At 62.0% G+C, this 18,392-nt stretch carries 17 protein-coding genes; 8 read left to right on the top strand and 9 right to left on the bottom strand.

Annotated elements, in window-relative coordinates; all coding sequences use genetic code 11:
* Positions 1 to 41 precede the first annotated feature (41 nt).
* Together EK373_RS03200 and EK373_RS03195 are read left to right on the top strand one after the other, a co-directional pair.
* Positions 42 to 404 carry a rhodanese-like domain-containing protein gene (locus EK373_RS03200; RefSeq protein WP_129641293.1) on the top strand — a complete coding sequence of 121 codons (363 nt, stop codon included), beginning with the start codon at positions 42 to 44 and terminating at the stop codon, positions 402 to 404.
* A gap of 58 nt (positions 405 to 462) precedes the next feature.
* Entirely contained in the window at positions 463 to 879 is a 417-nt protein-coding gene (locus EK373_RS03195; RefSeq protein ID WP_129641292.1) for a DoxX family protein, read from the top strand.
* A 70-nt stretch (positions 880 to 949) separates the two neighbouring features.
* Here EK373_RS03195 and gcvA read toward each other — a convergent pair whose 3' ends face one another.
* A complete protein-coding gene (gcvA, locus tag EK373_RS03190) occupies positions 950 to 1,870 on the bottom strand; it encodes a transcriptional regulator GcvA (RefSeq protein WP_129641291.1) in 921 nt (306 codons plus the stop codon).
* Positions 1,871 to 2,013: 143 nt separating this feature from the next.
* Here gcvA and EK373_RS03185 point away from each other — a divergent pair, with 143 nt between their 5' ends.
* The 6 genes from EK373_RS03185 to EK373_RS03160 all read left to right on the top strand — a co-directional run bounded on the left by EK373_RS03185 (position 2,014) and on the right by EK373_RS03160 (position 6,184).
* Positions 2,014 to 2,505, top strand: a complete 492-nt coding sequence (locus EK373_RS03185) for a GNAT family N-acetyltransferase (protein ID WP_129641290.1) — start codon at positions 2,014 to 2,016, stop codon at positions 2,503 to 2,505.
* Positions 2,506 to 2,650: 145 nt separating this feature from the next.
* Positions 2,651 to 2,977 carry a LysR family transcriptional regulator gene (locus EK373_RS03180; protein WP_129641289.1) on the top strand — a complete coding sequence of 109 codons (327 nt, stop codon included), beginning with the start codon at positions 2,651 to 2,653 and terminating at the stop codon, positions 2,975 to 2,977.
* A gap of 65 nt (positions 2,978 to 3,042) precedes the next feature.
* Complete coding sequence (locus tag EK373_RS03175; RefSeq protein ID WP_129641288.1) at positions 3,043 to 4,263, top strand: cytochrome-c peroxidase; 1,221 nt, start codon at positions 3,043 to 3,045, stop codon at positions 4,261 to 4,263.
* A gap of 1 nt (position 4,264) precedes the next feature.
* Positions 4,265 to 5,338 carry a metallophosphoesterase family protein gene (locus tag EK373_RS03170; RefSeq protein ID WP_129641287.1) on the top strand — a complete coding sequence of 358 codons (1,074 nt, stop codon included), beginning with the start codon at positions 4,265 to 4,267 and terminating at the stop codon, positions 5,336 to 5,338.
* Between the two features lie 52 nt (positions 5,339 to 5,390).
* Positions 5,391 to 5,792, top strand: a complete 402-nt coding sequence (locus EK373_RS03165; protein WP_129641286.1) for a c-type cytochrome — start codon at positions 5,391 to 5,393, stop codon at positions 5,790 to 5,792.
* On the top strand, positions 5,792 to 6,184 hold the full coding sequence (locus tag EK373_RS03160) for a rhodanese-like domain-containing protein (RefSeq protein WP_129641285.1): 393 nt from the start codon (positions 5,792 to 5,794) through the stop codon (positions 6,182 to 6,184). The genes EK373_RS03165 and EK373_RS03160 overlap by 1 nt, the downstream gene beginning before the upstream one ends.
* A 4-nt stretch (positions 6,185 to 6,188) precedes the next feature.
* Here the strand turns inward: EK373_RS03160 and EK373_RS03155 are convergent, their stop codons facing one another.
* The 8 genes from EK373_RS03155 to EK373_RS03120 all read right to left on the bottom strand — a co-directional run bounded on the left by EK373_RS03155 (position 6,189) and on the right by EK373_RS03120 (position 18,249).
* Complete coding sequence (locus EK373_RS03155; protein WP_129641284.1) at positions 6,189 to 7,310, bottom strand: trans-sulfuration enzyme family protein; 1,122 nt, start codon at positions 7,308 to 7,310, stop codon at positions 6,189 to 6,191.
* 134 nt (positions 7,311 to 7,444) lie between these two features.
* The gene (locus EK373_RS03150) at positions 7,445 to 10,552 is read right to left on the bottom strand and encodes an efflux RND transporter permease subunit (RefSeq protein WP_129641283.1); all 3,108 of its coding nucleotides are present in this window, start codon (positions 10,550 to 10,552) and stop codon (positions 7,445 to 7,447) included.
* 3 nt (positions 10,553 to 10,555) lie between these two features.
* Complete coding sequence (locus EK373_RS03145) at positions 10,556 to 11,626, bottom strand: efflux RND transporter periplasmic adaptor subunit (RefSeq protein WP_129641282.1); 1,071 nt, start codon at positions 11,624 to 11,626, stop codon at positions 10,556 to 10,558.
* A gap of 2 nt (positions 11,627 to 11,628) precedes the next feature.
* Positions 11,629 to 13,044 (bottom strand): TolC family protein, encoded by a 1,416-nt coding sequence (locus EK373_RS03140; RefSeq protein ID WP_129641281.1) that lies wholly within the window; start codon positions 13,042 to 13,044, stop codon positions 11,629 to 11,631.
* Between the two features lie 97 nt (positions 13,045 to 13,141).
* Positions 13,142 to 13,801 (bottom strand): TetR/AcrR family transcriptional regulator, encoded by a 660-nt coding sequence (locus tag EK373_RS03135; protein ID WP_129641280.1) that lies wholly within the window; start codon positions 13,799 to 13,801, stop codon positions 13,142 to 13,144.
* Between the two features lie 61 nt (positions 13,802 to 13,862).
* Entirely contained in the window at positions 13,863 to 15,668 is a 1,806-nt protein-coding gene (locus EK373_RS03130) for a DegV family protein (RefSeq protein WP_129641279.1), read from the bottom strand.
* Positions 15,669 to 15,769: 101 nt separating this feature from the next.
* Positions 15,770 to 16,603, bottom strand: coding sequence for a general secretion pathway protein GspB (locus EK373_RS03125; RefSeq protein WP_129641278.1), 834 nt, complete (start codon positions 16,601 to 16,603; stop codon positions 15,770 to 15,772).
* The gene (locus EK373_RS03120) at positions 16,603 to 18,249 is read right to left on the bottom strand and encodes an ExeA family protein (RefSeq protein ID WP_129641277.1); all 1,647 of its coding nucleotides are present in this window, start codon (positions 18,247 to 18,249) and stop codon (positions 16,603 to 16,605) included. The genes EK373_RS03125 and EK373_RS03120 overlap by 1 nt, the downstream gene beginning before the upstream one ends.
* Between the last annotated feature and the right edge of the window lie 143 nt (positions 18,250 to 18,392).

The following is an 18,392-nucleotide window of genomic DNA, read 5'->3' as shown; positions in this document are numbered from 1 at the left end:
ATCAGGTCGGGCGTCGCCCGGCCACCAAATCAGGTGCTGTCATGTCCACTCAGGATACCCTCCAGGCGCGGGATTTTTTCGCCCAGAAGCTGGCTTTTCTCACCGGCCCGTACGAGCTCAGCGGTCAGATGCGCCGGAACGAGCCCATCGTCATCGTCGATGTCCGGCTGCCCAGCGACTATCAGGCCGGCCACATTCCCGGCGCCATCAACCTGCCTCAAGGCAAGTGGCACACGCTCGCCGGCCTTCGAAAAGATCGCACGGCTGTTCTTTATTGCTACAGCCAGACCTGCAAGCTTGCCGCAGCCGCGGCCGTCGAGTTGGCTTCGGCCGGCATTCCGGTCGTCGAGATGGAAGGCGGCTTCGAGGCTTGGGTCAAGAACGATTTGCCCGTCGAACGCTGAGCGCGTCTCGAGATAAATCCCGATTTCATCGATCGATCATCATTCAAGAGGTGTTGTCATGTTCACTGGTCCGCAACAGGCCGGCAATGCGTTGTTACGTATCTCGCTGGGCCTCATGTTCATCGCTCACGGTCTGATCCTGAAGTTCTTCACGTTCACGCTCGCCGGCACAGCGCAGTACTTCGCGTCTATCGGTTTGCCGGGGGCGCTCGCGTATGTGGTGTTCGCGTTGGAAACAGTCGGCGGCGTGTTGTTGGTGATCAATTACCGCACGCGCTGGGTTGCGTTGGGATTGATTCCGGTGCTGTTGGGCGCGCTGTGGGTGCACATCGGCAACGGCTGGGTATTCAGCAATGCCGGCGGCGGTTGGGAATATCCCGTGTTCTTGATTGTGATCAGTGCGGTGGTAGCGCTGCAGGCTGCGCCCGCGCGCGTGAAGAGTACGCTCGGTTCGGCTACGCCGACCCTCGCGTAAGAGATTCCTTGGATATGCGCCCCGCCTTCGGGCGGGCGCGTCACGCTGAGAGCGGTCGTGTTGGCCGCTCTTACTGTGGCTCCAGCCTCTCGCCTTCCGGCGGCGGAAATTCGCTGCAGACTTCGCGTAACCAATCGCGGAAGCGAATCACTTTCGGCACTTCGAAGTTGTGCGCCGGTGCGACGAAGTAATACGAGTTGTGCTGCCTCACGCTCTGCGTCGACGGGCGCACCAACCGACCTGACGCGAGATCGCCCGCGACCAGCGACCATCTCGCCAGCACCAAGCCATGACCTTGTTCTGCCGCCGCTAACACCGAGGCGGAGTCGTCGAGGATCGGGCCCCGCTCGATACGCGTCGTGTCCCCGCCGACGCGTCGAAGCCAATCCATCCACGGCTCGCTCGCGCTGTGAAGCAGCGGGTACTTGTTCAGATCACCCAACGTCGCAATCGGGCCGAGCTTGGCGTGCAGCGCCGGGCTCGCGACCGGGAACACCCAATCGTCGAGCATCTTCTCCGCCTGCAGTTGCGGCCAGCTGCCCGAACCATAGCGAACCGCCGCGTGAAAGTCCGTCTGCATGAAGTCGACCAGCTCGCGACTGGCGCTGAAGCGCAGGTCGACCTCGGGGTGCTTCTGATAGAAATCGCCGAGTCGCGGCAGCAGCCATTTCTGCAGGAACGAGCCGAGCAGACTGATGTTCAGCAGACCGCTGCTGCGATCGAGGCGCAATTGATCGACGGCGCGGGTCAGCTCGCCCATGCCTCGTTGCACGCCAGGCAGCAAGCGCGCACCCTGTGGCGTGAGGCGCACCGAACGGCTGTGCCGGACGAACAGTGGAGTCTCGAGGAATTCTTCGAGGGACTTGATGTGCGAGCTGACGGCCGCGGTCGTGACGTTCAGCGACTGTGCCGCGCCCGTGAAGCTCAAATGGGCGGCAACGGCCTCGAAGGCCCGCAGGGCATTCAAAGGCAATTTGTTGTCAGCGCTCATCGTTCCGCCGCTTCGTTCAAAATTCTTTTAATCCATGAACCCGAAACGCTACACGAACCCTCGCATGCGCAGCGAAAATATATCGATTCACTTAATGATGCAAGGTACGATGCCTGGGGTTCCAAGCGAGGTGGGAGCGAGCCATGACCAGCCTGCACATTGAGCCGGCGACGCCGGCCGACGTGCCGATGATCCTGCAGTTGATTCGCGAGCTCGCGGAGTTCGAGCGGCTGCTGCACGAGGTGACGGCCACCGAAGAGCAGTTGCACGAGCAGCTGTTCGGTCCGAAGCCGAAGGCCGAAGTGATCATGGGGCGACTGCAGCCGGGCGGCGAAGTCGCGGGCTTCGCGCTGTACTTCCACAACTTCTCGACCTTCCTGGCGAAGCCCGGCATCTATCTCGAAGACTTGTATGTCCGTCAGCCATATCGGGGCCGTGGTTTTGGCGAGCAGCTGCTGCGTCGTCTGGCGGGCATCGCGCTCGAGCGTAATTGCGGTCGGCTCGAATGGTCGGTGCTCGATTGGAATCAGCGCGCCATCGATTTCTACAAGAGCCTGGGGGCGGCGCCGATGCACGAGTGGACGATCTATCGCGTCACCGGGTCGGCCTTACAAAAGCTCGGCAATGGGGGCTGAAGAGCGCGCGCAATCGATTCTTTCGATCGGACTGATTGGAAATAACTGCCGGGGAATCGGCCGCGATTGTGTTTAACGTGCTGGCGGCTGACACGGACGCGGTGTATTTTCGGGCGCAATCAGGGGTTCGAATAACGAGGGTCGCATGTCCATTCGCGCCTTGCGGTACCTCATCGCACTTGCCGAGTGCTTGAACTTCACTCGCGCGGCGGAGCGCTGCTCCGTCACTCAATCCACCCTGAGCATTCAGTTGCGCAAGCTCGAAGAATATCTCGGTGTGCGTTTGTTCGAGCGTGATCGCGCGCATGTCGCACTCACCGATGACGGTCGCAAAGTGCTTCGTTTCGCTCGCGTCGCTGTGCGTGCAGCCGATCGCATCGTCTCCGTCAGCCGCGATGGCCGTACTCGCTCGGCTGTTACCACGGAGGCTCTTATTGAAGAGATCAATTGTCAGCGCTTGCCCATTGATTAGACTAAATCTAATTTAGACAAGGGCTACGACTCAAAAACGAGCGGAGCCCGCAGGGGAGACACAGCATGGGACCGCCGATTCACACCGTGCGCGTGGTGACGTGCGCCAGCATTTTGTCTGGCCTGTTTGCAATGGGAGCCGCGCTCGCCCAACCGTTGGGCCTGCCTCCCGTGCCCGTCCCAGCGGACAATCCGCAAACGCCCGAGAAGATCGCGCTCGGCGACAAGCTCTTCAACGACAAGCGTTTCAGCAGCACCGGCGAGGTGAGCTGCGCGACTTGTCACGATCCGAAGAAGGCGTTCACCGATAGTCCGCTCGTCACATCCGAAGGCATCAACAAGCTCACCGGCACGCGCAACGCGCCGACGGTGATCAACTCCGCGTACTACAAGCTGTTCTTCTGGGATGGCCGTTCGCTCGACATGGAGGACCAGGCTCAGCACCCCATCGTCAATCCGGTGGAGATGGGCCTGGTGAATCACGATCCGGTGCTGAAGATCGTGCGCACCGATCCCGACTACGTGGCGCGCTTCAAGAAAGTCTTCGACAAGGAAGGCGAGCAGGTCACGATGAAGGAAGTGCAGCAGGCCATCGCCAGCTTCGAGCGCACCATCGTCTCGGGCGATTCGCCTTGGGATCGCTGGTATTACGGCGGCGATCAAAAGGCCATCAGCGAGCAGGCCAAGCGCGGCTTCAATGTCTTTCTGACCAAGGGACGTTGCGTGTCCTGTCATGCCATCGAGCAGGACTACGCGCTGTTCACCGACAACCGCTTCCATAACATCGGCGTCGGTGTGAATCGCATTCAGCAGGAAATCCCGCAGTTTGCGCCGGCATTCCTGACCGCGAAGAGCGCGGGTACGGACGTCGACAAAGCAGTGCTCACCAATCCGAAAGTGTCTGAGCTCGGCCGCTTCGCGGTGACCGAGGCGCTCGATGAGATCGGTGCATTCAAGACTTCGACGCTGCGTAACGTCGCGGTGACCGCGCCGTTCATGCACGACGGCAGCTTGAAGACGCTGCGCGACGTGGTCGAGCACTACAACAACGGCGGCGTGACCAAGAAGGACGATCCGGTGAACGACTTCCTGAGCGGCGGCATCCGTCCGCTCAATCTCACCGACGATGAGATCAGCGACCTGGTCGCGTTCATGGAATCGTTGACCAGCCCGCAGTTCGCCGCGCAGAAGGCCGCATCGGCGAATCCTGTTTCCTGCAATGTGAAGACCACGACGGTGGCGAACGCCAGTCCGGTGACATCCGGCAGCGGCGGAGAGGGGATGTAACATGGACATCAAATACGATCGCCGCAGTTTCATCAAAACATCGACGATGAGTGTCGGCGCCGCGGCGCTGCCGCTGACCATGGTGGAGCTGGCGTTCGCGGAGCCGAGCGACAACTTCACGTTCGCGTACATCTCGGACTCGCACATTCAGCAGATCAAAGGCACGCAGTTCGTGCGCAACTGGGATCGCGGTTTGATCCGCGCAGTCGCCGAGACCAATCTGCTCACGCCCAAGCCGGATTTCGTGATTTTCGGCGGCGACCTGGCGCAGATGGGCAGCAAGCCGGAGCTCGATCACGGTGCGGAGCTGTTGTCGAAGCTCAATGGCAAGGTCTACCACGTGATGGGCGAGCACGATTACTACCTCGACCTGGGCGAATACTGGTCCAAGCTGTTCGGCAAGCAGTACTACAGCTTCAACCACAAGGGCGTGCACTTCGTGGTGTTGAACAGCATCCTCACCTACGATGAGTGGACCTTCAACCGCTGGCCCACCAACGAGCAGCGCATGGCCGAGATGGCCGGTCTCGACAACCCGAACGGCTCGCCGTTCATGGTCGGCGACAAGCAGCGCGAATGGTTGAAGAAAGACCTGGCGAAGGTGAAGAAGGACACCCCGATCGTGGTGTTCTCGCACTCGCCGCTGCAGAAGATCTACAAGGGCTGGAATTTCTGGACCGAGGACGCGGAGCAGGTGCAAGCGCTGCTCGCGCCGTTCGACAAGGTCACGGTGTTCTACGGCCACGTGCACCAGATCCAGTACAATCAGATCGGCAACATTGCGTTCACGTCGGCGATGGCCACGGCGTGGCCCTGGCCCTACCCGCAGAGCTATGCGCAGGCCCAGCAGCTGCTGCCGAAACTGACGGTGCAGATGAATCGCGCCGATCCGTTCTTCGAGCGCGACGCCACCGGGTGGCAGTTCATCGATGTGAACAGCGGCCGCGCCAGCGCGACCTTCAATCTGTACAACAACACCACGCGGACCGTGGCGTTCGATTCGCAGGCCGGGCATCCTAAGGACCAGACCTATCAGGATGAAGACCAGCGCATCGCGCCCCAAATGCATTATTGAGTTGCACTATCGAGCCGCAGCGCCTACAGCTCACGACGCCAAGGTTACCCACATGAAAATTGCATCCGTCATTGCTTGTGCCGCGCTGGCGCTGGGCGCCTCCGCTGGGGCCAGTGCCGATGAGTTCACCGAGGAAGACCTGGCCCGCTGGCAGGAACAGTTCGATGGCGTGGTGAAAGAAGGTCGCGCGCTGTGGACCGACGCCAAGCTCGGCAAGAATGGCGTGGTGTGCGCGCAGTGCCATCCGAACGCCGCAAACACGCATCCGGAAACCTACCCCAAGTTCCAGAAGCAGCTGGGCAAGGTCGCGAATTTCTGGGAGATGGTGAACTGGTGTATTCGCAATCCCCTGGAGGGCGATGAGCTGGCCGCCGACGATCCGAAGATGACTGCGCTGCTCACTTATGCGACTTGGGAACGGCGGGGCGTGAAGCTGGAGCCGGGCAAGCACTGATGCGTCGGTTCCCTCGTTCGTTGCTGGCGGCCGCGGCGTTCACCTTCGCCGCGGTCTCTCATGCAAGTGACACTCCGAAGATCGACCAGGCGTCACTGCTGAAGCGCATCGAGAAGAAGGACACGTCGATGCTGATCCTCGATGTGCGCACCCCGGAGGAGTTCGCGGCGGGCCATGTTCCGGGCGCCATCAATATTCCCTACACGCACCTGCCGTCGCGTATCTCCGAAGTTGCGGACGCGGCCGACAAAGACATCGTCCTGTACTGCACGATCGGCGTCAGGGCAGAGAAGGGAGCGGAGCGTCTGCGGGAAAACGGCTTCCAAAAACTGCTCCACCTCGACGGCGACATGAAGGCGTGGGAAACGCAGAAGCGTCCGCTCGAGAAATAGTCTGTTAGCCGAGCGCCTGATCCAGATCCGCAATCAGGTCCTCGGCGCTCTCCAAGCCCACCGACAATCGCAGCAGATTCTGCGGCGTCACCGTGTGCGGACCTTCCACCGATGCGCGGTGCTCGACTAGCGATTCCACGCCGCCCAAGCTGGTTGCACGAATAAACAACTGCATCTTCGCGGCCACGGCGAAGGCGGCGTCGCGGCCGCCGCGCACGTTGAACGACAGCATGGCGCCGAAGCCGCCCTTCATCTGACGTTGCGCAATCGCATGGCCCGGATGCGTATCCAGCCCCGGATAGAACACGCGCTCGACGTTCTTGTGACTTTGCAGGAAGCCGGCAATCCGACTTGCGTTGTGAGTCTGCGCGCGCACACGGCATGACAGCGTCGTGAGACTGCGACGAATGAGCCAGCAATCGAACGGTGAAGGCACGCTGCCGACGGTCTGCTGATAGTCGCGCAGCTTGTCGGAGAGGCCGCCGCGATCGCGTGTCACGACAGCGCCGCCCATCACGTCGCTGTGCCCGCCGAAATACTTGGTGCTCGAATGCATGACCAGATCGGCGCCGAGCTCGAGCGGCCGCTGCCACACCGGCGTCGCAAAGGTGTTGTCACAACAGACCATGGCGCCACGACCGTGAGCGAGCTCAGCGATGGTCTCGATGTCGCTGATGTTGAGCATGGGATTCGAGGGTGTCTCGATCCAGACCAGGCGTGTCTCTTTGCGGAGCGCCTCGCGAACCGCATCGACACGAGTCATATCCACGAACGTATGCGTAACACCCATCGGCATGAGCACGTCGCGAAGTTGCTTGGCCGTGCCGTGGTACGACTCGATCGGCGCGATCACGTGTTCGCCCGGGCGCAGTAGACTGAAGACCGCCATGGAAGCGGCCGACCCCGAGCCATAAGCTGTCGCGTCTTCACCCCCTTCGAGCGCGGCGATGCATTCCTCCAAGGGGCGGCGGCCAGGATTGTCCGCGCGACTATAGGAGAAACCGCGCGACCATTCGCCGTCGATGTCCCGCTCGTACGTCGTGCTCAACTGAATCGGCGGGGCGACGGCGCCAGTGGCGCGCTCGACATCTCGTCCGGCATGGACCGACAGGGTTTCGAACTTCATCGTGGCTTCCTGATCAGGAGCCGAGCACTTTACTGCAAAGTCCGCGGGCCGGCATAACCGTTACCCGAAGGCGGGCACATAAAAAGCGCTCTCCGTCTTGCGACGGAGAGCGAGCGGGGGATCGAGGAAGCCGATTAAGTCGTGGCCGGCGAGATCTCTGCCGGCGCTGCCGATGAAGTAGTCGGCGCGCCAGCCGACTTCTTGACTTCGATGGTCGGCGGAATGAGCTTGTACATCACCGGTGTGACGATGCGTGCGATCAACGTCGAGGAGATCAAGCCGCCGATGATGACCCACGCCAGTGGCGAGTACATGCCCGCGTTCTGCAGCGCCAGCGGCAGCAGGCCGCCGATCGCAGTCGCGCTGGTCAGCAGAATCGGCAGGAAACGAATCTCGCCGGCACGCTCGATGGCTTCATCCAGCGGCATGCCTTCCGCCCTGAGCTGATTGGTGAAGTCGACCAGCAAGATCGAGTTCTTGGTCTCGATGCCGATGAGCGCGATGAAGCCGATGGTCGCAGTAAACGAAATGCTGTAGCCCGCGAGTCCCAGCGCAAGAATGCCGCCTGCGATGCCGAACGGCACGACGCTCAGCACGATCAACGTGCTTTTGAAGCTGCCGAACTCCAGCACCAGCACTGCGACGATGCCGAGCAATGCCACGATGGTCGCTGCCTGCAGGCCGCCGAAGCTTTCGGCCCGGCTCTCCAGTTCGCCGCCAGGCACGTATGAATAGCCCCGCGGCCATTGCATTTCATCGAGCCGACGCAGCACCTCGCTCGTCACGCGATCCGTGTTGTAACCGTTCTGAACCTCGGCATTGATCGTGACGGCGCGAGCACGGTTGTAACGGTCGATCTGCGTCGGTGCGCCGGTGAATTCCACTTGTGCGAGCTGACTCAGCGGCAACGTCGCGCCGCTCAGTGTGGTCACGCGCACTTGGTCGAGCGCGTGGATGTCGGCACGTTCGGTGATGGGTGTGCGAACCATGATGTCGTACTGCTCACCGTCAGTTTCTTTGTAGCGGCTCGCTGGAACGCCCGCGACCGCCAGGCGCACAGCGCGATCGAATTCGATCGCCGGCACGCCGAACAGCGCGGCCTTCTGCGAATCGATCTTCAACTGCAGATCGGTGCGCTTGATGCGGACCGGATTGTCCACATCCCGCGTGCCCGGTGTTTCCTTGATCACCTGCTCGACGCGCGCCGCGAGGCGATCCAGCTCATCCAACTCCGGCCCGATGACACGAATCGCAATCGGCGCCGTAATCGGCGGACCGTTCTGGAACTCTCGCACATGGATGTGGGCATTCGGATACTGCTTCAGCTCTCGACGCAGTTCCTCGAGCTTCTTCGGCGTGTCGGTCGTGTCATATTCCTTGAGCTTGACGAAGATGTCGCCGTAGTTGGTGGCGCCTTCGTTGCCGAACTCGTTGTAATAGATCTTCGGGTTGCCGTGCCCCAGGTTGGTGAAGTACGACGCGACATCGGGCATCGCTGACAAGCGGTTCTCGACGAACTTCAGTGCGCGATCAGTTTCGGCGAGGCTGCTGCCATCGGGCGTCTCGACGGTGATCAGGAAGTTGGGCGTGTCGGCTTTCGGAAAGAGACTGAAGCCGATGATGCCGCCGACGCCAACCATGATGACCAGGCACGCGACCAGCGAGCCCCACACCGTCAGCTTCGGCTTTGCCAATGCCCGGTGCAGCAGCGGCTGATAGAAACGATGAATGCCTCGCTGCACCGACTGCAGCAGCCGATTGCCTTCCGGATTCTCATGCTTGCTGAGGATGCGGCTGGCGAGGAACGGAATGATGGTCAACGCGATCAGCAACGACGCCATCACGGTCGACAGCACCGCAGTCGGCAGCACGCGAATGAACTTGCCCGACGGGCCGGACAGCATCATCAACGGCAGGAACGCAAAGATGATGGTGGCCGTGCAGCCCAGGATCGCGAGGAAGATCTGCCGTGTCGCCAGGATCGCCGCTTCCGTGCGCGAATGACCTTCGCGTAAGAAGCGCGAAATGTTCTCCACGACGACGATCGAGTCGTCCACCAGCAAGCCGAGCGCAACGACGAAACCCGCGATCGAGATCTGATTTAGCGAGTAGCCGACCATGTGCAGCGTCGACACGCCAATCGCGAGCGACAGCGGAATCGAGATCATCACGATGCTCGCGGCCCGCAGCCCAAGCGGCAGCAGCGTGATCGCGACCAGCGCAATGGCGATCGCGAAATCGGTGGTGAGTCGATTCAGGCGGGTGGCGACGTTCTCCGATTGATCGAAGCCCAGTTCCAGCTTGATGCGCTTGGGCAGCTGCTGCTCGAACTTCTTGGCGGCTTCGAGCACGCGCTCGCGGACTTCGAAGATGTTGTAGCCGTCTTTCTGATTCGCTGTGACGAACACGGCGCGCTGACCGTTGAAGCGGCCAGTGTAGGTGTGCTCCTGCGTGTCCCAGTGCACCTCGGCAACGTCACGAATGCGCACTGTGCGGCCGTCGACGGCTGCGACGACGGTATCGCGTACTTCATCCAGCGACTCGTAACTTCCGGAAGTCTTGACGCTGAAGCTGCGGCTGCCCACGTCGATGGCGCCGCCCGGCACGGTGGTGTTCTCGCTCTGCAAAGCTTCGATCACTCTGCTCGGCGCGAGCTTCAGCTCCGCCATGCGAGGCAAATCGAGCGCCACACGCAGTTCCCGCGCCGGATAGGCCCAGGTTTCGGACGTCCGCACGCCGTCGACCGCCTTGAGCATGTCCTTGAGATCGCGAGCGTGATCTTCCAGCTCGCGATAGGGCGCATCCGGTGACACCAGTGCAAACTGCACGATGTTCACCAGGCCGGGATTGCTCTTCTTGATCTCGAGCCGGGCGATCTCCGCCGGCAGCGACGGCCGCAGGGCGTTGATCTCGCGCACCACCTCGTCGTATTTCTCTTCGGCGTCGGCGGTGCTGTAGAACTCGGCCAGCATCATGGCCAGGCCGTCGTTGCTGAAGCTTTCGACCTTCTTGATGTCGTCCAGCTCGCTGATTCGATCCTCGATGGGCTTGACCACCAGGCGCTCGACGTCGCGCGGCTCGGCGCCCGGATAGGCGACGATGATCTGATAGATCGGAATCGGGAAGTACGGGTCTTCCTGGCGCGGAATGCTCGAGAAGGACGAGATGCCGAGCGCCACCAGCATGGCGAATGCGACCAGCGTGAACTGGTAGCGTTTGATGGGAAATTCCAGGAAGCTCATGCGCTACTCCCGGTTCGCAGTCATGGGCTCGGCGAGGGTCACTTCCTCGCCGTCTTCCAGATATTGAGCGCCGTCAGTGATGACTTGCTCGCCGGCTTGCAAGCCAGTGTCGAGCGCGACCCTCTCGCCCTCGATGAACGCGACGTCGACTTCGCGTTGCCGCGCGTGTTTCTGATCGAGCACGAACACACGAGCGGTGCGGCCGTCGCCTTCGACGATCGCGCCGATGGGCACGTAGATGCGCTCGCCGGCTTTGGCCGTGGCTGGAGTGATGGTGAGTTTCGCGACCAGGCCGCTCTTCAATGGCAGGTCGGTCGGATCCAATGAAACTTCGATGCCGAACATACCGCTGCTCGCATCGGAAGCGCCGGACACTTCGGTCACTTTGCCCGTCAACGTCTTGCCGGGCAGGGCGTCGAGCCGGATCTGCGCTTCGTCGCCCAACTTCACCTGCACGATCTCGCGATCGGCCAGGCCGGTGCGCACGATGAAACCTTTGTCCTTTGCGCCGAGTACGAGGATCGGGTTGCCGGCCTGCACCAGCTCGCGCTCTTCGGCGAGCCGCCGGAGCACCGTGCCGTCGTGAGGCGCAACGATTGCGGCGTAACTCCAGTTGAACTTCGCCGAGTCCAAGGCCGCTTCGTTGACGGCGAGCTGCGTTCGCAGATCTTGCAGCTGTTCGAGGCTGATGACCTTGTCGGCGTACAAGCGCTCGCCGCGTTCGAGATCCCGCCTCGCCTTTTCATGAGCCTGTGCAGCCTGCTCGACCTGCGCATCGATTTCCGTCTGCTCGATCTCGGCGAGCCTCTGGCCTTTGCGCACCTGATCGCCTTCGGTCACGGACAAGCGACGAATGACGCCACCCACTTTGAATGACAGGCGGATCTCATCTTCGTTGGCGAGCAAGCCATTCGTGCGAATGGACGGCGCGGCGGGACCGGCGACCGCTGCCGCCGTACGCACACGCGCAAGCTCGACGACCGGCTGATCGTTGGCGCCGCTGTTACAACCAGCGATGGCCAGCAAGGTAGCCGACAGCAGCAGCGGAGGGAGAACACTGAACGGGCGCAGCATGATCAGACTCCTGGATCGAGCGGGATGTCTCCCGTCGAGGTCGCATATTCCAGCTCGGCGCGGCGCGCGAGCACGTTGAAGCGGGTGAGGTTGTGATTCAGCTCGGCGCCGGTGAGCGCGCTGCGAGCATCGATGAACTCGACCTGGCTGATTACGCCCTCGTCACGTTTGCGACTGGCGATGCGAAAGGCAGCGCGAGCCGCGTCGGCACGAGCTGCGGCCGTTGCCAGCGAATCCCGCGCGGTAGTGAGTCGATCGTAAGACTGTTGCACTTCGAGGCGGATCTGCTGGGCGATTTCTTCCTGACGCAACACCAGCTGCTTCTCGGCGGCGCGTGCTTGATGAACGCGGGCCGTATCGCCGCCGCCATCGAAGATGCGCCAGGTGAAAATCAGCGACGCCGTGCCGAAGTTATAACCGTCGCCAAAACGATAGTCCTCGCCTTGCGTGCCCGCATCGACGCCGAGCGACAAAGTCGGCCATTTCTGCTTGCGAGCAATCCGCGTCTGCTCTTCGCTCGCGCGACGCAGTTGCTCGACCTGTGCAATTTCCGGACGACGGTCCAGCGCCATCGACCAAAGCTGTTCGAGGGCGGCTTCGCCGGCGCCCGCATTGTTGGGCGGCGAGGACGGCTCGATCGAGGACTGCAGCTGCCGATTGAGCAGGAAGTTGAAAAAGCTTTGCGCTTGAGTGGCCAGGTTCTCGGCTTCACGCTTCTGCTGTTCGACGTCGAGCAACTCGGCCTTGGCTCGCAGCACCAGGTCTTCGGTGATCTTGCCGTTGCCGTACAAGGATTCGTTGACGCGCAGGTTCTCTCGTAACAGCGCTTCGCTCGCAGCAACGATCTCGACGGAGCTGCGCGCCTTCAGCCAGTCCACGTAGGAAACGGTAATGTCGCGACGGAGCGCCCGGGCGATCGCCATTCGATTGAAGCTGCTCGCGTCCAACAATGCACGCTGAGCGCGAACGGCGGCGGGAATCGCCGGCGCATACAACGGCTGGCGCAGTAGCAAGCGCGTGTCCTGCTCTTCGGTGCGCAGGAACGGAATGTTCTCGTTGGCGAGCTGAGGAAAGCGCGCCGGCTGCCCTTGAGCAACCAGCATCTCATTCAAGGTCGAGTAAACCGGATTGAGCGAAGTACCGATCGGGATGTCGATGACGCGGCCACCGTCGGCGCGTGTGTACCGGGCTTCGAACGACAGCTCGGGAAAAAATCGCGCGCGGGCTTCGGAAAGCGCTTCTGCTGCCTTCTCGACTTCCAGATGCTCGCTCTGGAGCGCGAGGTTGCTGCGCAGTCCTTCGGCCACATAGTTCGCGACGATAGTGTCGAAGTCAGCGCCGCTTGCCGGCGCCTGTGCCCAAGCGGCGCTCGCGCTCAGGCACAGTCCGATCGTCGCCAGAAGAGGTGGCGCTCGCATGGTCTCGTTCCCTTCGTGGCGCCCTTGCCATTCCCGGCCTGCCACAGTTGTTCAGTCGTTAGACAAGTGTCAAAAAATGCTCAAATAAAAACCAGCTTCAGTCGGCCAACGGCCGCGCAGTACCGGCCAGGGTGTAGCGAATCATCGCGATGGCCTGTTGCGTGAGCTGGGTGACGCTGATGCCGGCCTCGGCCAGCGGCCCGGCCTTGGTGATTGCGATCTGTGTCAGGCCGTGGGTGAAACCCCAGAGCACTCGGGAAGTTACTTGCAGATCGCCGACGTCGGCGCGGATGCTGCCGTCACGTTGGCCCGCTTCGAGCGACGCGACCACCACGTCATGCACCTTCATGCCCATCTGGAACACGGCCGCTTCGACGGGACCTCTTTCCGCGGGGTCGCTCGCACGTAGCTCGAGGCGCGCACAAGCGTCGAAATAGTGGGGAAATTCCAGGCCATACGCCATGTACGCGCGGCCCATGGCTTCGATCTGGTCGATGCCCATGCGAGCCCGGGCGCCGGCTTCTTCAAAACGGGTTCGGAGTACTTCCATCGCGCGTTCGGTGATGGCGAGCAGCAGCTCGCTCTTGTCCTTGAAGTAGACGTATACCAGAGCTCGACTTAGGCGAGCCTTACGTGCGACCGCGTCCATGGTGACCGCTTCCCAGCCCAGCTCGCGATAAAGACTCTCGGCCGCATCGACGATCTCGTTGCGTCGACGGTCTTTCTCTTCCTGGCGGCGGTCGGCGATGTAGGACATAGCGCCATACTGCGCCCGTCGTTGACACAGTGTCAATGACTAAATGAATGTCTAGGAGTGATCAATCCAGCGAGGCTGGCTGAATTCCCACGACCAGGGTTCCTGGCCCGCCGTGGGCGGTGAGGGTACTGCCCACGGGCATCACGAAGGCGCGCTCGATGTGAGGATGCGCCTCTCGCAATCGATCGAGCAAATTGTGCGCTTCGGTTTCGGCGTTCGCATGGCCGATGCCGACGCGATAGGGCTGGCCGTTCTTCATGCGACGGGTGATGAATCGAACCAACTTATCGCGTCGGTTGCGACGACCGAACAACATGCCGGCTGGCGCAATGCGACCATCCGAGTGACTCGCGAGCACTGGCGAAAGGCCCAACACGTTTGCGATAGATCTTACTGCCGGCTTCACGCGTCCACCGCGCACGGCGTAATCGAGCGAGCCGACCTGCGCGTAGGTGCGAGTAAGAGGAATCATCTTGCGGACGGCGGTGACGATGCGAGCGGCATCGAAACCTTTCATGGCCAACTCGGCGGCGTAGATCGCGATCAGTCCCTGGCCGATCGACGCATTGCCTGAGTCGAGCACTGCGATCGCGCCGCGGCTTTGCACCCGATCCGCTGCGGATTGCGCGGCGTTGTATGTGCCGCTGACCTTGGCGGTGACATTGATCGAAACGACCGCCTCGAAATGCGAGGCGAGAAATTCGAACTGCCGTCGAAAATCGCCAGCCGGCGGCTGCGACGTCTTCGGATGGGTCGGATTGAGGACCAGCTCGGCGAGAAATTCTTCCGGCGACAAGCCAACCTTGTCCAGGTAGCTCTGCTCGCCAAACTGAATGCGCAGCGGTACGACATGAATGCCGAGCTCATCGAGCACATCGTCGGGAATGTCGGCCACTGAGTCCGTGAGGATGGCGACGCGTCGCAGCTCATCGTGCGCCGCCTGCTGCTGGCGCTGCATGTCATCGGCTTTCTGGCCGCTCACCACGCCGAACAGGCTGGCGATGTGAAACACCTCGGCCGGGTCGTTGACGTGAATGTGGACTTTGGATTTGCGATTCGTGCCCGCGAGCACGAACGACGAGCCGAGCTCGGCAAGATGCTCGCGCAGTTTGCGACGATCGATGTTGGGGCTGGTGATCGTACATTCGGTGCAGAAGCGATGTGACAGATCGTGGGCTTCGCCCGCGGTCGTTTCGTGGTCCGCGGCGGTCACCGAAACTTCGGCGGGTTCGGCATCGACGTCACGGTGCAGGTGGTCCGTCATGCCTTCGAGCAGATCGACGAAGCCCTGCGCGCCCGCGTCGACCACGCGCGCAACTCGTAACGCCTCCAGTTGGTCGGAAGTGCGCTGAAGTGAGGTTCGCGCTTTATTGAGCCCCTGTGAGAAAAGACTGAGGTAGTCGTGCAAGCCGGTGGCCGCGAGGCGCGCAGTCTCAGTAGCGAAATCGGTGATTACGGTGAGCACGGTCCCCTCGCGGGGTTCGGCCAAACTATCGCGGGCGTAGATCGCGCCAGTGGTCACTGCAGTCGCGAACTGCGTCGTCGATAAAGCGGCGTGCGCGGCGGCGCTGTCGCCCATCCCAAGGAAGAACTGCGCCAGGATGGCGCCGGAATTGCCACGAGCCCCATCGAGTGCCGCATCGGCGGCCCGAGTGAGTGTGATGCCGGCGTGGTCGTCTGCTCCCCGACGAAGGCTGGTGAGCACGGCGCTCATGGTGAGCGCCATGTTCGTGCCGGTATCGCCATCGGGCACCGGAAACACGTTGATCCGGTTCAAATGCTCCTGATCGGCGATCAGGCGTTGGATGCCGGCGCGCAGCAGGCGGCTGAGACGGGCGCCGTTCAGCTCGTGAACAGGAGAAGGCATGGTAGCCGTTAGAGGTTGGGCGTCAGGAGTTGGTTCGGAACAGGAGGCGACGAGGATTCACGCTCGCTCTTTGTTCCAACCCCCCGACTAACGGCTAACGATTATTGTCTGGGCAGTAAGAATCTCAGGCCGCGCTGATTCAGGATCACACCCTCGGCCGTAATGCGCTCGACCGTCGGGCCTTCCTTGATCGCCTCGCCTTCCAGATATTTGCGCATGTTCACGAACACGAAGCGCTCGCCCGGCTGCTGCGAATTCACGTGAATGTCCAGGTGCAGCTCGGGAAGATTGGTGCCGCTCGACACCAGGTCATCGAACGTCGGCAATGTTTCATTGCCGACCAGCGCGCCCGTGCCCGCAGCGGGCGCATTTGCGGCCTGCCGCGATTCGAACACTGCGCCTGAGGGCAGTGGCTGCACGGCGGGCGGCTGGATCTGACGCACCATCGGCGGACCTGCGGGCACGGCGCCCGCTCCGGCAAGGTGAGAGTTTGCCGGGTCTTCGGGATAGCTCTCGCCATAGGCGTTCGCTTCATCCGCCAGCGAGCGCACGGACGGATCGGTCGGCACGGTCTGCTGATAGTTCGGTTGCGCCGGCTGCTGCTGCTGATACTGATATTGATACTGCTGAGCTGGAGCAGGCCCGGCGTTATAACTTTGCTGAGGCGCAGCCTGCGGCGGCGGAGCGTTGTAGCTTTGCTGAGGCGCGCCTTGCACCGGCGCCTGCTGAGCAGGCTGCACCGGCTTCGCGTCGCCATCGCGAATCAGCACGACCATCAACACGCCGAGATTGACGACCAGCAACGCCGCGACAGCGAAGACCCACCAGGGCCGCTCGGCATTGCGCCGAACCACGTGCACATCGGCCAGCGAAGGGCCGACATTGCGCTGACGCTCGTTCTCGGATTTTTTCAGGGCATCGAGAATGAAGCTCATCAGCTCGTTCCCCGCGCCTGCGCTACGAGCACCGGCGTGCCGGGCGAGCTGCCCAGCGAATCCAGTACGATCTGGGTCTGCACGCCGGCGATGCCGTCGACGTTCAAGCGATACTGGCGCTGAAAGTCCTCGACCATTTTCACCAGGTCCTCATCGTAGTAATCGCTGGCCGGCTCCACGTCCGTTTTGCCGGCAACCGTGTTCAGTTTGGTACGCAGCCAGCGCACGCCATCGCCTTGCATGCCGGGCGACAACGCGCGCGCCGAGCCGAGTTGCGGCCGCCACAGCACCAGATAATCGCCGTACCACAGCCGCGACAACGACGCGATCGACACCATCCTCGTCTCGTCCGGCAAGTTGATCTTGGCCGTGTCGCCCACCAGGCCGGACACCACCACCTGGTGCGCGTTGCTGTCTTCGTCGATCAGCGTGAGGATCGCGGGGCGATTCAAAGTTCGCAGCTGGCCCCAAGTGCCTTGCTGATAAACACAGGCAAGCCCTTGCTTGGTCGCCTGGTCGCACGGCCGGCCACCCTTGGGCGTGAACTTCGCACCCCACAGCGAGAACAGCTGACTGAACGCGCTTTCGGTGTTCGTCATGCCGACCTTTTCCACCAGGACTTCGGCAACGTCTTGCGGCCGCGGTGGCGCGGGCGGCAGAGCTGCAGCCTGCGCGACCTGCACCGGTGCAGCTTCGACGACAGCTGGCCCGGCGGTGGCAATCGGTTCTTCGGCGTCGGTCGTTCGCGTGAGTTGCCAGATGCCCAGCGCCAGGCCGAGCACGGCGACACTGCCAGCCGAGCCAAGGAGCAGTTTCATCCACGGCGGACTGACCGAGCGACCGGACACTTCGCTCGCAGCTTCGCGGATCATGCCCGGTCCGATGCGATGTTGCTCCTGGGTGAACGCGCCGAGCAGCGCTCGATCGCAGATCACATTGATGATTCGCGGCACACCGCCGCTCAAGCGGTGCACTTCGCTCAGCGCCGCGCTGCTGAATATTTCACCGGCGGCGCCAGCGACCTTCAGTCGGTGATTCACATACGACGCCGTCTCGGAACGCGACAGCGGTGCGAGGTGATATCGCCCGGTAATGCGCTGAGCGAGCTGGCGCAGCTCGACCCGATCCAACAGTTCGCGCAGCTCGGGCTGGCCGATGAGGATGATCTGCAGCAGTTTCTTCGAAGCGGTTTCGAGATTGGTGAGCAGGCGCACTTGCTCGAGCGTGGCCGGCATCAGGTTCTGCGCTTCGTCGACGATCACGACGATACGGCGGCCCTTGGCGTTCGCTTCGAGCAGGCGACGGTTCAACAGATCGACCAGATCCTTGATGCTGGTGGCGTCTTCATCGCGCATGAAGATGCCCAGCTCTTCGCAAATCGTCAGTACAAATTCAACCGGCGTTAATTGGGGGTTGAGGATCACGGCCACGTCGGCGTGGCCCGGCATGCGCTCCAGCAGCGAGCGCACGATAGTGGTCTTGCCCGTGCCAACCTCGCCGGTGAGCTGAATGAAGCCGCCGGCTTCGGTGATGCCGTACAAAAGATGCGCGAGCGCCTCCGCGTGCCGCTCGCTCATAAAGAGGTAACGCGGGTCCGGAGTGATCGCGAAGGGCTTCTCGCCCAGGCCAAAAAAGCTCGTGTACATGCTGAGTTGCGCTATCGCAAGGCCGTCATGATGCGCCCTGAAATCGTGCCGTCAAGCCGCCGTGACGGCCAAATGCCCGGCCGCTGTCGGTTAACCGACACATCCCTGCCCAGCAGTTCGTCGCAGGCACGACATTGGTGACC

This window comes from Peristeroidobacter agariperforans (assembly GCF_004138335.1).
GTDB classification, from domain to species: Bacteria; Pseudomonadota; Gammaproteobacteria; order Steroidobacterales; family Steroidobacteraceae; genus Steroidobacter; species Steroidobacter agariperforans.
This window is presented reverse-complemented; position numbering and strand designations above follow the sequence as displayed.

Bases quoted from the DNA above. Each gene is read 5' to 3' on its own strand.
- EK373_RS03170 (WP_129641287.1), top strand. From the start codon at position 4,265: ATGGACATCAAATACGATCGCCGCAGTTTCATCAAAACATCGACGATG.
- EK373_RS03195 (WP_129641292.1), top strand. From the start codon at position 463: ATGTTCACTGGTCCGCAACAGGCCGGCAATGCGTTGTTACGTATCTCG.
- EK373_RS03120 (WP_129641277.1), bottom strand. From the start codon at position 18,249: ATGTACACGAGCTTTTTTGGCCTGGGCGAGAAGCCCTTCGCGATCACT.
- EK373_RS03200 (WP_129641293.1), top strand. From the start codon at position 42: ATGTCCACTCAGGATACCCTCCAGGCGCGGGATTTTTTCGCCCAGAAG.
- EK373_RS03150 (WP_129641283.1), bottom strand. From the start codon at position 10,552: ATGAGCTTCCTGGAATTTCCCATCAAACGCTACCAGTTCACGCTGGTC.
- EK373_RS03155 (WP_129641284.1), bottom strand. From the start codon at position 7,310: ATGAAGTTCGAAACCCTGTCGGTCCATGCCGGACGAGATGTCGAGCGC.
- EK373_RS03145 (WP_129641282.1), bottom strand. From the start codon at position 11,626: ATGCTGCGCCCGTTCAGTGTTCTCCCTCCGCTGCTGCTGTCGGCTACC.
- EK373_RS03165 (WP_129641286.1), top strand. From the start codon at position 5,391: ATGAAAATTGCATCCGTCATTGCTTGTGCCGCGCTGGCGCTGGGCGCC.
- EK373_RS03130 (WP_129641279.1), bottom strand. From the start codon at position 15,668: ATGCCTTCTCCTGTTCACGAGCTGAACGGCGCCCGTCTCAGCCGCCTG.
- EK373_RS03175 (WP_129641288.1), top strand. From the start codon at position 3,043: ATGGGACCGCCGATTCACACCGTGCGCGTGGTGACGTGCGCCAGCATT.
- EK373_RS03180 (WP_129641289.1), top strand. From the start codon at position 2,651: ATGTCCATTCGCGCCTTGCGGTACCTCATCGCACTTGCCGAGTGCTTG.
- EK373_RS03135 (WP_129641280.1), bottom strand. From the start codon at position 13,801: ATGTCCTACATCGCCGACCGCCGCCAGGAAGAGAAAGACCGTCGACGC.
- EK373_RS03185 (WP_129641290.1), top strand. From the start codon at position 2,014: ATGACCAGCCTGCACATTGAGCCGGCGACGCCGGCCGACGTGCCGATG.
- EK373_RS03140 (WP_129641281.1), bottom strand. From the start codon at position 13,044: ATGCGAGCGCCACCTCTTCTGGCGACGATCGGACTGTGCCTGAGCGCG.
- EK373_RS03160 (WP_129641285.1), top strand. From the start codon at position 5,792: ATGCGTCGGTTCCCTCGTTCGTTGCTGGCGGCCGCGGCGTTCACCTTC.
- EK373_RS03125 (WP_129641278.1), bottom strand. From the start codon at position 16,603: ATGAGCTTCATTCTCGATGCCCTGAAAAAATCCGAGAACGAGCGTCAG.
- gcvA (WP_129641291.1), bottom strand. From the start codon at position 1,870: ATGAGCGCTGACAACAAATTGCCTTTGAATGCCCTGCGGGCCTTCGAG.